This is a genomic window from Pseudomonas sp. CCC3.1 (assembly GCF_034347405.1).
Taxonomy (GTDB): domain Bacteria; phylum Pseudomonadota; class Gammaproteobacteria; order Pseudomonadales; family Pseudomonadaceae; genus Aquipseudomonas.
Window position 1 is genome coordinate 2272839 of sequence record NZ_CP133778.1, and the last position, 12231, is coordinate 2285069.

Annotated in this window: 12 protein-coding genes; 1 reads left to right on the plus strand and 11 read right to left on the minus strand. The window is 57.3% G+C overall.

What is annotated here, in order from left to right:
- Positions 1-13 precede the first annotated feature (13 nt).
- The 11 genes from kch to RHM56_RS10405 all read right to left on the minus strand — a co-directional run bounded on the left by kch (position 14) and on the right by RHM56_RS10405 (position 10924).
- Positions 14-1189, minus strand: a complete 1176-nt coding sequence (kch, locus tag RHM56_RS10355) for a voltage-gated potassium channel protein (RefSeq protein WP_322241073.1) — start codon at positions 1187-1189, stop codon at positions 14-16.
- A 78-nt stretch (positions 1190-1267) separates the two neighbouring features.
- Positions 1268-2317: a HoxN/HupN/NixA family nickel/cobalt transporter gene (locus tag RHM56_RS10360; RefSeq protein ID WP_322241074.1), complete on the minus strand. Its 1050-nt coding sequence runs from the start codon at positions 2315-2317 to the stop codon at positions 1268-1270.
- 27 nt (positions 2318-2344) lie between these two features.
- Positions 2345-3325 (minus strand): urea transporter, encoded by a 981-nt coding sequence (gene yut / locus RHM56_RS10365; RefSeq protein WP_322241075.1) that lies wholly within the window; start codon positions 3323-3325, stop codon positions 2345-2347.
- A 184-nt stretch (positions 3326-3509) separates the two neighbouring features.
- Positions 3510-4472 carry an urease accessory protein UreD gene (locus RHM56_RS10370; protein WP_322241076.1) on the minus strand — a complete coding sequence of 321 codons (963 nt, stop codon included), beginning with the start codon at positions 4470-4472 and terminating at the stop codon, positions 3510-3512.
- The gene (ureG, locus tag RHM56_RS10375) at positions 4469-5125 is read right to left on the minus strand and encodes an urease accessory protein UreG (protein ID WP_322241077.1); all 657 of its coding nucleotides are present in this window, start codon (positions 5123-5125) and stop codon (positions 4469-4471) included. The genes RHM56_RS10370 and ureG overlap by 4 nt, the downstream gene beginning before the upstream one ends.
- A gap of 41 nt (positions 5126-5166) precedes the next feature.
- Positions 5167-5853 carry an urease accessory protein UreF gene (locus tag RHM56_RS10380; RefSeq protein ID WP_322241078.1) on the minus strand — a complete coding sequence of 229 codons (687 nt, stop codon included), beginning with the start codon at positions 5851-5853 and terminating at the stop codon, positions 5167-5169.
- A gap of 21 nt (positions 5854-5874) precedes the next feature.
- On the minus strand, positions 5875-6552 hold the full coding sequence (gene ureE / locus RHM56_RS10385; RefSeq protein ID WP_322241079.1) for an urease accessory protein UreE: 678 nt from the start codon (positions 6550-6552) through the stop codon (positions 5875-5877).
- Between the two features lie 63 nt (positions 6553-6615).
- Positions 6616-8334 carry an urease subunit alpha gene (locus RHM56_RS10390; protein WP_322241080.1) on the minus strand — a complete coding sequence of 573 codons (1719 nt, stop codon included), beginning with the start codon at positions 8332-8334 and terminating at the stop codon, positions 6616-6618.
- An 86-nt stretch (positions 8335-8420) separates the two neighbouring features.
- Positions 8421-8945, minus strand: a complete 525-nt coding sequence (locus tag RHM56_RS10395; RefSeq protein ID WP_322241081.1) for an urease subunit beta — start codon at positions 8943-8945, stop codon at positions 8421-8423.
- A 32-nt stretch (positions 8946-8977) separates the two neighbouring features.
- Positions 8978-9280 carry an urease subunit gamma gene (locus RHM56_RS10400; RefSeq protein ID WP_322241082.1) on the minus strand — a complete coding sequence of 101 codons (303 nt, stop codon included), beginning with the start codon at positions 9278-9280 and terminating at the stop codon, positions 8978-8980.
- Positions 9281-9826: 546 nt separating this feature from the next.
- Positions 9827-10924: an FUSC family protein gene (locus tag RHM56_RS10405; protein WP_322241083.1), complete on the minus strand. Its 1098-nt coding sequence runs from the start codon at positions 10922-10924 to the stop codon at positions 9827-9829.
- A 339-nt stretch (positions 10925-11263) separates the two neighbouring features.
- On the opposite strand from RHM56_RS10405, the gene RHM56_RS10410 reads away from it, so the two are divergent.
- Complete coding sequence (locus tag RHM56_RS10410) at positions 11264-12172, plus strand: LysR family transcriptional regulator (protein ID WP_322241084.1); 909 nt, start codon at positions 11264-11266, stop codon at positions 12170-12172.
- Positions 12173-12231 lie beyond the last annotated feature (59 nt).

The window sequence follows — 12231 nt, forward strand, 5'->3', positions numbered from 1 at the left end:
CGTGCGAGCGCTTTCAGGCCAGTGAAGTCCGCTTGCCGAAGAACATTTCGGTGATCAGGTCGTTGTTGATTTGATCACCCTGCAGGGTGCGCACCAGCAGTTCGCTGCCCAGCAGCGGCAGTGACAGCACCATGGTCGGGTTGACGCGTTTGACCTTGGGCATGTTCCGGGTTTCGTTGACCAGCGCGATGATTTGCGTGTCATCACCGGCAACTTCTTTGGCCGCCAGAATGGTGAACACGTTTTCAGCATCGCTTTCACACAGGGTAACGATGTATTTGGCATCGCCTGCGCCCGCCAATTTGAGGGTCGAGGCAGCCGATGGATCACCCTCAATGAGGTCGGCCTTTTCCGGCAAATCGTGCTGGACGCCTGGCGCGCACACCACGGTGACGTGTTCGCCTCGATCAGTCAGGCCTTTGTAGACGTTCTGGGCCAGTGAACCGACGCCGACAAGGATGTAGTGATTTTTACGGGCCATGTGGGTAATCCTGCCTTTTACGATGCGTTGGATGTTGTTGCTGATCAGCGGGCCGGCAATGGACGCCACCGAAATCGCGAAGATGGTGATGCCCAGAATAATCACTGTCAGGGTGAAAAAACGGGCGTCGGTGGTGTGCGGCACGATGTCGCCAAAGCCGACGGTCGACATCACCACAATGGCGAAATAGAACGCAGTGGGCAGGTCGGTGACCGCCGGTGCAAATTCCTCGCCCATGTAGAGCGTGCCTAGGGTGCTGTAGACGATCAGCGAGGCGATGCTGACCACTGCAAAAAAGCTGCCGGTGGCCAGGCTGTAGTGGTCAAATCGGCGCCAGTAAAAACCCAGCACGGCAATCGTGATCAACGAGAAGAAGGTCACGCCGTCGGGTTTTTTCAGGATGAAAAAATCAACGCAGACCGTCGCCACCAGCAACAGCAGGGCAAAGAACCAACTGATGCGTGACTTGATCAGCAGCCCGAAAGCCATCAGCACCAGCACGAAGCCCACGACGAACCCTGGAATTTCCAGCAAGGCCAAGAAGCTCAAGGCCTCTTTCCAGGAGCTGAAGGAGCCGCCCGCAGCATTGGAGTGGGCGACCCCGCGCTGCAACACGGGCATAAAGAGTACAAAGCCATTGATGGCCACCAGCAAGGCGACCCCGGTAGCAAAGTTGAGCCGCGATTTAACTTCCTGTAATAAAGTCATGGTTCCTACGACGCGTCTGTTAAGGGGTTGTTGGAGTGTAGGCCAGGTTTTTCAGGCTGCCGCAGCGGCGGCAAACCATCAGGTGTTGGCCCCCAGTTGGTCATAGCCGCGCAGGTAGTAATTGAGGCCCGAGATCAGCCAGCACAGAACAAACATGGCGATGATCCAGTAGCCAATCTCACCGAAGTTGTCGTTGAGCGCAGCGATCGGCGTCCAGATGCCGCCAGTGAGTTCCAGTTTGTCGGCGATCAGGCCCAAGGCCTCAATGCCGCCGATAAACAGCGCGACCACCACCGAGGCCGCAGTAATCGTGATGTTGTAGTAAAGCTTGCGCACCGGCTTGGAAAAGGCCCAGCCGTAGGCACCGATCATCACGAAGTTGTCCAGTGAGTCGATCAGGGCCATGCCGACGGCAAACAGCACCGGGAAGACCATGATTGACCACAGGTTGATGCCCTGCGAGGCGCTGGTGGCGCTGATGCCCAACAGGCCGATTTCAGTCGCGGTGTCAAAGCCCAGGCCGAACAGAAACCCCACCGGGTACATGTGCCAGCTTTTGTCGACCAGGTTGAACAGGCGACCAAAGATCCGCGCCATCAGCCCGCCCTTGTTGGCTACCAGCAGGTCGAGTTCTTCAGGGGGCAGGGTGTGGCCGGCCTTGACCTGTTTGAACTTTTTGTACACCGAGATCAGGATCACCAGGTTGAGCACGCCGAACAGCAGCAGGAACACCGATGACACCAGGGTGCCAATCAAGCCGCCGGTTTCGTGGAACCACTCCATGTCGTCCTTGAAGGCCATGGCGGTGGCGGCAATCGCGAAGGATGCCAGTACCACAATGGTCGAGTGCCCCAGCGAGAACCAGGTGCCGACAGCAATCGGCCGCTTGCCTTGCTGCATCAGTTTACGGGTCACGTTGTCGATGGCTGCGATGTGGTCGGCATCCACGGCATGGCGCAATCCGAAGCCGTAGGCCAGTAACGCGGTGCCCATCAGCACCGGGTTGCTGCCGAACTCGATGAACGCCCAGGCCCAGGCGAGCAGGTTGGCAATGACGAGGCCAATCAATAAAAAGATCGCCCGGCGAGTGGTGTCGGTCGTACCGGGTAACTGAGCGATGGCGGTCATGTGGGATTCCTGCAAAAGGTTCGACGTTTATTGGCGATGGGAAGGCATCACGTCCTTGTTCGGCACCAGGAACAACCATGAAGCGAGTACAAAAGGCATGGTCAGGGTCGGGATGCCGACAGGGCCCAACAGAGTATTCAAAGCCCCTTGCACAAATACAGTGAAAACTACCCCGATCAAGGTGTAGATCAGCACACGCCAGCTCGGTTTGTTAAAGGTCGAGCCCAGTGCGATGGCGGTCAGCACGGCACTGAACGCGTACAGCCCGTTGTTGATGCTTGAGTGTTCGGCCTGCAGCAGCGTTGCAATCAGGACTGCCAGCAGGGAGCCGCACAGGGCGAACACTGCTGCCCACAATGAAGACACGGCCAGCCCGACCAGGAACAGCACGCTGCCCACCACGGTGCTGATCAGAAACACTTCAGAAACGCCATAGAACGTGGCATGGAACAGGTCGATGCCGTCCAGCAGGTTGCTGTTGTGCGCGACCAGGTCGTGGGGCAGGTTGGGCACCGGCAACGCGTTGCTGCTCAGGCCGCCGAAGGCATAGCTGGCCAACAGCATGGTCCAGGTCACCAAGACAAAAGGGGCGGTGAGGGCTGCGACTTTCCAGGTTTTCAGTATGTCGGCGATGCAGATCGTGACAATCACCGACACCACGCTGGCGAGAATGATGCACAGCCAGACGGCCGGCGTGACGTCCAGGAAGGTCGGCAGCGCTACACCCACCAGGCACCCGTTGTAGCCGTAGAGCCCGGCTTTCCAGGATTTCTGGTCCTTGAGGTGCATGCCGGTGAGCGTGGCGGCGACAGTACCCAGCACACTGCCATAGGCCACTGCCGGGTTGCCTTCGCCAAAGGCCCCGACAAAAATCGCGGCAAAAAACAGCAAACCGGTCAGGGGATTACTCTGGAACATGACCTGCGAACAGCCCCGCAACGTGACGTCAATAAACGTCAGGACCACGTTGCCATTGGTCATCTGTGACCACTTGGATGCAGCTTCCATATTGACTCTCCCACGGGTAGTACGTAGCAGTTGCCGAGCTCCGCGAGGCTACGTCCGATTGCGCAGCGATCGTAAACCCTGAGAACCCCATTTAACTGAAGGGACGCGATAGCCCATTTACGACTGCTTCGCAGCCGGACGTAGCCTCGCGGAGCTCGGCAACTGCTACGTGGTTAGGGGGTGTTTATTTCCACAGGAACTGCGGTTGCAAGGTCACGCCCAGAATCTCTTCACGGGCGACTTTCCAGAACTCACGGACCCGGGCTTTGACGTCACCGCTGTCATTGCCCAGCACCTTGAAGATCAGCCCGCAATGGTTGGGCAAGCGCGTCACTCCACTGGCCAGTCCAGCCTCAATGTCAAACAGCGCCGGAATGCGTTCAACGATCCGGTCGTGATGCTCCCTGGGCGTGAGCAGCACCACGTTGCCAAACACGTCGAAGGTTTGCATGACGCCAACGGCATCGAGGCTTTCCTTTTTGGGCTCCAGCACGTACTTCTCGACAAACAGTTCCTTGCCTTCAAGGTTTTCGGCTGAGACCCGCGAGGAGTACACGTCAAAGCCAAAGCGTTCATCGACGTGGTGGTGCTTGCGCCCCGACATCAGGATTTCGCAGTAAATCGCCGTCGCCGTCGGGTGGATCTTGATCTGGGTATCGGTGATGAACCGTGCATCGCGATGCGGGATCAGCGGGTCTGGCATGAACTCCAGATAGCCGTCCTCTTCGACCCGCAGGTGCTGGATTTGCGAGGCGTAGTTGGCATTCATCGAATGCACTTTGGTGGCCGACTGGGTGGTGACGTGCCCGCAGGCCCCGACCCCCACATTCACATCAGTGGCCAGGCGGTCGCCCTGGAGCACGCAGCCGGAGGTTGAAATCATGGTGACGCAAGGCAGCTGGGGCATTTCTTCGTCCCAATACAACGCCCGCTGCACCAGTGACGGCACGCGTCGTTCCATGTCCGCCAGTACGCTGCGATCAGCGCGTTTTTCAAAGCCTAATCGCAGGTAGCCACTTTTGCCGGCCGCGCCGCTTTGCATTTGCGGCGGCTCGTCCTGGTAGTGCGCTAGCTCCGGCGCGTCAGTGCCTAATGAGTGAGCGCGAAGCCGTGACGGGGTGTTCACGATCTGGCTCAGCGCTGTCATGCAGTGACCTCGGTTTGGGTGGCCGGGGCAGAGGGTTTTTGCGCGAACAGGAACATGTGTTCAATCATGTCCACCAGTTCTTCAATGCCGTGACCGGTTTTGCAGTTGGTGAGGATATAAGGACGGTTGCCACGCACCACTTTGGTGTCGCTTTCCATCACATCCAGGCTTGCGCCAACGTAGGGCGCCAGGTCGATTTTGTTGATGATCAGGATGTCCGCCTGCACCAGGCCCGGGCCGTTTTTGCGCGGAATTTTCTCGCCTTCGGCCACATCGATCACGTAGATATAAAAGTCGGCCAGCGCGGGGCTGAACGTCAGGGTCAGGTTGTCGCCGCCGCTTTCAATCATGATCAGGTCGCTGTCCGGAAACTTTTCTTCCATTTCCTCGACCGCTGCAATGTTCATGCTCGGGTCTTCGCGCACGGCGGTGTGCGGGCAGGCTCCGGTTTCGACGCCGAGAATCTTGTCTTCGTCGAGGATGCCCTTGAGTGTGCGCTTGACCTGTTTGGCGTCTTCGGTGGTGACAATGTCATTCGTGATGATCAGCGGCTTGTAGCCACGATTGATCAGGATCGGGGTGATCACTTCGATGATCGCGGTTTTACCTGAACCGACCGGGCCGCCAATACCAATGCGAGTAATCTTTTTCACAGGGATTTCCTTAATCGAAAGGGAGCTGATGGGGTCATGTATCAATTCATAAACAGGCGCACATGGGCTTTGACGTGCACCGCAGCCAGTACGTCGACGATGGGCACGTACGACGACATTTGATTGATATCGCCGATTTCGGCGATGTCACAAAAGGCCTCAATGTCGTGGTTGAGTTCAAACAGAATGTGCTGGGTGTCGAGGTGGGTAACCCGCATCAGGCGCATTGCCGCGCTGAGGATGGTCATGGCCACGCCGTACTGGTGCATCACCACCACTTCACGGGCGCCAATGCCCTGGGTGGACATGACCACGGCCTGGGTTACCGGGTAGGTGCCTGCGGCATTCCCGACCTTGATTTGCTCCAGCCACCAGCGCACCAAAGGTTTTTCGACGACGTGAATCGACATCTCCGCCAGCTTTTTGCCCATGCGCGTGGCCATCAACCGACTTTCTTCGTTGAGCTTGCGGTTATTCACCGCCCAATCGGCGCGCAAAATGCCTTCGCGGTCGTCGGCCACGGCTGCCCGGTGTGCAGCGACTACGCCCATGCCGTCACAGCTGGCGGCCTGTTTGAGGGCGGTGAGGACGAACCCCTTGAGGGTCGCCACATCGTGAACGATGCCTGTCTGAATGGCCGATTCCACGCCGTTCGAGAACGAAAAGGCACCGACCGGCAACACCGAGTCGCCAAATTGCATGATGCGAATTAGATCTGATGCGTTCATCCAAAGCGCCTTTTGCCGGGTTTAATGCTTGTGATCGTGGCTGTGAAACGTATGGCCGTGGTCATGGCTGTGACTGTGTGGGTCATGACGGTGCTGGCCTTTGATTTGCAGGGCTGCGGCTTCGAGTTTGTCTTGCGGGCTGGCCACGTGAACGTGGGTGCCGGTTTCTTCGGCGCCGCCAAACAGCAGGCGTGCTTCAGAGGCCGTGAGGTTGGGCAATACGGCGGCCCCGCTGATAAAGGCGTACGGCAGGTGCTCAAAGCCATGGGTGCGCATCACCGAGTCCATCATCTTGGTTTCCACGGTGAGCGGGATGTACACCTCGTTGTGCTTGGTCACGGCTTTCCAGTGCTGGTTGCCCAGCGCATGGCCGAGTTCGAAGCTGGTCTTGATCAGCACGTCGAGGGGTTGCTGTTTGAGTTCCTTGAGATCAATCACCATCACGTCGCGCAGGTTTAACTGAACCACCACGGCGCTGTTGGTCTTTTCGTCCCACATCAATACATCGCCGTCAGACAGCACCACGTTGCGTTCCAGCGAGATACCCAGATCGAGCCCGCCAACGCTGGTGCGCCGGCAACGGCTTTTTTGGGCTTCGCGCTGGTCGAGGATCAGCAAATCGACGTGGGCACCGGCCAGCTTTTGCTTCCAGGCCGGGTCTTTCTTGGCATTGCCCAAAATGTGTTCAATCAAAATCACGTTACAACTCCTTTTGAACCCCCTGTAAGCGCGAGCACGCTCGCGCCTACAGGAATCTGTTGTTTAGCCAAAGAAATAACGCTGGTTCATGCTGGCGACGTCGATGGGTTTGCACGTGGCATGCACGCCGTCGACTTTCACTTCGAAGGTTTCAGGGTTGACCTCGATCTTCGGCGTCTGGTCATTGCGCACCAGGTCCTTCTTGGAGATGGTGCGGCAGTTGCGAACGGCCATGACCTGGCGATCCAGCCCGGCTTTTTCCTTGACCCCGTCTTCCAGCGCAGCTTGCGAGACAAAGGTGACGCAGGTGTCTTGCAAGGTTTTGCCGAAGGCCCCGAACATCGGGCGGTAGTAGACCGGCTGCGGGGTGGGCAGCGAGGCGTTTGGATCGCCCATGGCGGCCCAGTTGATCATGCCGCCCTTGATCACCATTTTTGGCTTGGCGCCAAAGAAACGCGGGTCCCAGAGCACCAGGTCGGCCATTTTGCCCACTTCGACCGAGCCCAGAACATGGCTCACACCTTGGGCTATCGCCGGGTTAATGGTGATTTTTGCCACGTAGCGCAGCACGCGGAAGTTGTCGTTATCGGCGCTGTCTTCCGGCAATTTGCCGCGAGAGGCTTTCATGGCGTGGGCGGTTTGCATCACCCGCAACCAGTTTTCACCCACTCGGCCCATGGCCTGCGAGTCGCTGGAGAACATGGAAATCACGCCCATGTCTTGCAGCACGTTCTCGGCGGCGATGGTTTCCGGGCGCACTCGGCTTTCGGCAAACGACACGTCGGCGGGCACGTTCGGGTTGAGGTTGTGGCAGACCATGATCATGTCGAACAACTCGGCCTGGCTGTTGATGCCGTAGGGCAGGGTCGGGTTGGTCGAACTCGGGAGCACGTTGAGCTGGCTGGCCACCTTGATGATGTCCGGGGCATGACCACCGCCCGCACCCTCGGTGTGGAAGGTATGAATGGTGCGGCCTTCAAAGGCATCAATGGTGTCTTCGACGTAGCCGCATTCGTTGAGGCTGTCGGTGTGCACCGAGACTTGCACGTCCATCTCATCGGCCGTGCGCAGCGCGTGGCGCAGGGCGTTGGAGGTTGCGCCCCAGTCTTCGTGGACCTTGAGCCCGGCAACCCCGGCAATGATTTGTTCAGCCAGCGGGTCGCGGCCAAAAGAGTTGCCTTTACCGAGCATGCCGACGTTGATCGGCAAGCCTTCCAGTGAGCGCAACATGGCCCGAATGTTCCACGGGCCTGCGGTCACCGTGGTGCCGTTGGTGCCATCGGTTGGGCCGATACCGCCACCGAAGAAGGTGGTGATGCCATTGGACAGCCCGTGATAGGCCTGCTGGGGTGAGATCAGGTGAATGTGGGTGTCGATCCCGGCGGCGGTCAGGATCAAATGCTCGCCCGAGATGGCGTCGGTGCTCACGCCGACCACCATGTTATTGGTCACGCCGGTCATGATGCCGGGGTTGCCGCTTTTGCCGATGCCACAAATCTTGCCGTCACGAATACCGACGTCGGCTTTGATCACGCCCTGAATCGGGTCGATGATGGTGACGTTGGTGATCACAAGGTCAAGTACGCCGTTGTCGCGGGTCAGGGTGTTGTCTGCACCCATACCATCGCGCAGGGATTTGCCCCCGCCATAGACCGACTCTTCGCCGTAACCGCGCAAGTCCTTTTCAATTTCGACAAACAGGTTGGTGTCACCCAGGCGGATTTTATCGCCCGTGGTAGGCCCAAACAGGCCGGCGTATTCTTTGCGTGAAATAGTTGGCATCGGTGGCTCCTTTTCTAATGCCGCACTGGCGTCAGTGACTCAACGGCGCGCGTGCAAAGTCTGTAAGTGCATGATGGGCTTGGGCGCTACTTGCTCGTCTTGGAGAACTTGAAGCCGTGCTCGATTGCGCGCTGAATGGCTTGCAGTTTTTCCGGACGTTCGTGTCCGCTGACGGTTTTGTCGGGGGCCCAGCCGTCCACCAGGTTGTTGAAACCGTAGAGGGTTTGCTTGCCGCCGTAGGGGATCAGCGACACTTCGATTTCATCGCCCGGCTCAAAACGGATCGCGGTGGTGGCGGTGATGTTCAGGCGTTTGCCGAAGGCGGCCGTGCGGTCGAATTCGAGGGCGCGGTTGACTTCAAAGAAGTGAAAGTGCGAACCGATCTGAATCGGGCGGTCCCCGGTGTTACGCACTTTGACCTTGGTCACTGGGCGGTCTTCGTTGAAGCTGATCGGCGAGCTGGCATAAAGGGTGCCCCCCAGCGGCACGTTGTCTTCACTGCCTTTTTGCACGCCACCGGGATTTTTCGCGTGCGGGATGTGGTGATCCGGGTGAGTGTCCTGATGCGGGCTGGCAGGAGCGGCAGGGGCAGCGGTTTTTTTGGTGCTCATCACTGATTCCTCAAAACGGGTCTGTTTGCGCGTTACTTGATCGGGTCGTGGACCGTGACCAGGCGGCTGCCGTCGGTGAAAATCGCTTCAACCTGAACGTTGGGAATGAGGTCGCTGACGCCTTCCATGACATCGTCCTTGGTCAGCACTTTGCTGGCCTCTGTCATCACATCTTCAACCGTCTTTCCGTCCCGTGCGCCTTCCAGGGCCGTCACGGTGATAATTGAAACGGCCTCCGGGTAGTTCAACTTCAAGCCACGAGCCTTGCGGCGCAATGCCACGTCCGACAAGGTGTAAACCATCAATTTGTCGATTTCTCTCGGGGTGAGCTGCATAAGCCCTCCTATCTACAGTGCGGTAAACATGAGTGTTTAGAGTGCCGGTCAGGGCTCAAGCCTGTGCGTGGCAACAGGATCGATTACGCCCACGCGAAAGCGCTCGCAGGTTGATTGCCAGTTGATTTTTCGAGGGGGAAAGCAAGTCCGCTGGGTGCCTGGGGCGGGCAGCGGAGGCGGTGTTTGTGCGTTTCATAGGCTCAACCGTTCAAGTCCATTAAGACGGGCGCGATCAGAGCCTAGACCATAATTTTCAGCAGGTGAGACGACAGGACAGGTTGTTTAAGCGTCGGGTTGAGACGTGCGGGATTTCGGTGGCGGCTGTTTTTTTTATAAAAGCTTAATAAATACAGTTGGTTATATTTTTAATTGTGATGTGTTTAAAACGTTATAAGGCTATTCGTTAGCTTAAGCACCTTCGCCTTCTGTTTAAAAATCGTCATCTTTAGTGCGATATGTCATGTAAACAGCTCTTTTTTGCAGGAACGAGCGTGATCGTGATCGTTTGATCTTTAAATGCCAACCCTCACTGAAACAGTCAAAAGGTCATTTTTTGCCAGTGTCAGGCGTGTTTTTAAACAGATGCTTGTGCGTGTGATAAAGGGCTGCATGCAGCTGATCATTGAGCTCGGTGAGTTGCCTGAGCATTTCCAGACTCAACCATACATAGGCATAAAAAGGCGTTTCGGCGTTTTTCCCATTGATGCATTGCAAGGCCAGCTCTTTAAGCTCGCGGGTGGTCTGGCGCAATTGGCCGCTGATTTCGTTGTTGCCAATCCCCATGCACAGCTTGTTTTGCAGTGCCTCCAGGGCTTGTGGAATCAAGCGCCGGACATCGCGCAAGGCGGGCTCATTCTCTATCAGCTTATGGCTCGCCGCAGACGACCAGTAGGCATCGACCATCAGTGAGAACGTCGCAACAAGATTGCGGTGCAGGGTTTGCAACGATTCGAACACGGCAGGCTTCAAGTTACTTTCGTTGCTGGCGGGGGTGATGTAGCTGCGCAACTTGATGACCGCATCCAGTTCATTTTTTAACTGATCCTCAAGGTTTGGCCGCTCCAGGGTCTGGGGTGAGAAGTAAGCCTCGTAGAGATGATTTAGCGTGTGCAGGCTTTGACTGAACTTGATGCGCAAGTCGGTATAGGCCCGTTGCGGGTAGATGCTCGTGTAAAGCATCGCCAGCAGTGACCCGGCCAGTACATAGGCACTGCGCAGAATGGCCGACGCCATGTCGTTGGGCGGCGAGCAACTGACCACGGCCAGGGTTGAACCGATCAGCAGGGCCATATACGGGTGCTTGCCGAGGGTCAGGTAACCGGCGACAAACATCATGATTGCGCACCACAGCAGCATGGTCGGGAATGAAAACGTCTCCAGATACAGCGCCACCAGACCAGAAAGCGCCCCCAGCACGGTACCGCCAGTACGTTGCAAGGCCCGCGCAAACACATTGCCCCAATACGGTTGCGGCCCCATCACGATCAGCATGGTGATCAGGGCCCACGATGCATCGTCGAGCTTGAAGTAACGAATAACCACGAAGGTGATCAGAAAGGCCAGGCTGATGCGAGTGGCATGAATCCAGCGGTAGTACCGACAGGCCAGTTGTTCCAGATTGGAAATCTTTTTGCCCAGGTGCATAGAGACCCCAATCGCTGTAGTGGATTGGGCAGCCAGCGTAGTTCACGTCGGGACGGACCACCACATCAGGTGATGGGGTGTCATGGAGTGGGCATTTCAAGACGGCAGAAATAAAAAAGGCCATTACCTTCATGGGGATCCGGTAACGGCCAAAAATCTCAACCAAAGAGAGCGTCAGGCATCTACCTGACGGGGGCAATTTACCCGCATGACGTTTAGTTAGCTAGCTAAGCACGTGCGATACAGTTTTACCTGATGCGCAACAATGGTGCGCGTGTGCAAAGCCGGTGCGTCAGTCGCGTCTAGCCACGTGTGGCGTTAAACGCTAACCTTTTGCCCATGCAAATACCTGACTTGAATCTGCTGGTTGCCTTGAACATCTTGCTCGAAGAAGGCTCTGTGGTGGGCGCTGCCCGACGCATGAACTTGAGCGCTCCGGCCATGAGCCGCACCTTGACCCGCATCCGCGAAGTGCTGAATGACCCGATCCTCGTACGTTCAGGGCGCGGGCTGGTGCCAACCCCCAGGGCTCTGGAGTTGCGCGAGCAGGTGCGGGGCGTGGTGGAGCTGGCGCACGGGGTGTTCACGCAAAGCCAGGACAGTGATTTGCGTTCGCTGGATCGCACGTTCAGCATTCGCGCTAATGATGTGTTCTTCGGCGTGTATGGCGGGGCTTTACGCCAGCAGATGGCCCTGGACATGCCCAAGGCATCGCTGCGGGTCGTGCCCGAAGGCTATACCGATGATTCGGCGCTGAGTGAGGGCCGGATTGATCTGGCCATTGGCGCGACCAGGCCTTCGGGGGCCGACATTAAACTGCAAAAGTTGTTTACCTGTCCTTTTGTGGGGCTGGCACGTGAAGGCCATCCGATTTTTGATCAGCCCATCACCGCGCAACGCTTTGTGAGTTATGACCATATCAGTGTGTCGCGACGAGGCCGTGCTCGTGGGCCGATTGATACGCAGCTGGCTGAAATTGGCCTTGAACGTCGGGTCTCGTTCACAACCCCTACCTTCTATTCCGCCATCTTTGCTTTGGCCAGCGCTGATTTGATCTTGCCGCTGATGCCGCAGTTATTGCTCAAAACGCTGGAGCCCATGGGCCTCAAGCTGCGCGCATTCGAGTTGCCGATCACGTTGCAGCCGGTTGAAATTACCCAGGCCTGGCACCCGCGTCTGGACAATGACCATGCGCACCGCTGGTTGCGCCGCACCCTCAAGACCTTCTGCGATAACACCGTCGCCTGATTATGGATTGCGTTTGACGCACTTCACAGTTAGCTATTTATCAATTTTTATAGCATTGC

Bases quoted from the DNA above. Each gene is read 5' to 3' on its own strand.
- RHM56_RS10400 (WP_322241082.1), bottom strand. From the start codon at position 9,280: ATGCAGCTCACCCCGAGAGAAATCGACAAATTGATGGTTTACACCTTG.
- RHM56_RS10395 (WP_322241081.1), bottom strand. From the start codon at position 8,945: ATGAGCACCAAAAAAACCGCTGCCCCTGCCGCTCCTGCCAGCCCGCAT.
- RHM56_RS10380 (WP_322241078.1), bottom strand. From the start codon at position 5,853: ATGAACGCATCAGATCTAATTCGCATCATGCAATTTGGCGACTCGGTG.
- RHM56_RS10390 (WP_322241080.1), bottom strand. From the start codon at position 8,334: ATGCCAACTATTTCACGCAAAGAATACGCCGGCCTGTTTGGGCCTACC.
- RHM56_RS10360 (WP_322241074.1), bottom strand. From the start codon at position 2,317: ATGACCGCCATCGCTCAGTTACCCGGTACGACCGACACCACTCGCCGG.
- RHM56_RS10370 (WP_322241076.1), bottom strand. From the start codon at position 4,472: ATGACAGCGCTGAGCCAGATCGTGAACACCCCGTCACGGCTTCGCGCT.
- kch (WP_322241073.1), bottom strand. From the start codon at position 1,189: ATGACTTTATTACAGGAAGTTAAATCGCGGCTCAACTTTGCTACCGGG.
- RHM56_RS10410 (WP_322241084.1), top strand. From the start codon at position 11,264: ATGCAAATACCTGACTTGAATCTGCTGGTTGCCTTGAACATCTTGCTC.
- yut (WP_322241075.1), bottom strand. From the start codon at position 3,325: ATGGAAGCTGCATCCAAGTGGTCACAGATGACCAATGGCAACGTGGTC.
- RHM56_RS10405 (WP_322241083.1), bottom strand. From the start codon at position 10,924: ATGCACCTGGGCAAAAAGATTTCCAATCTGGAACAACTGGCCTGTCGG.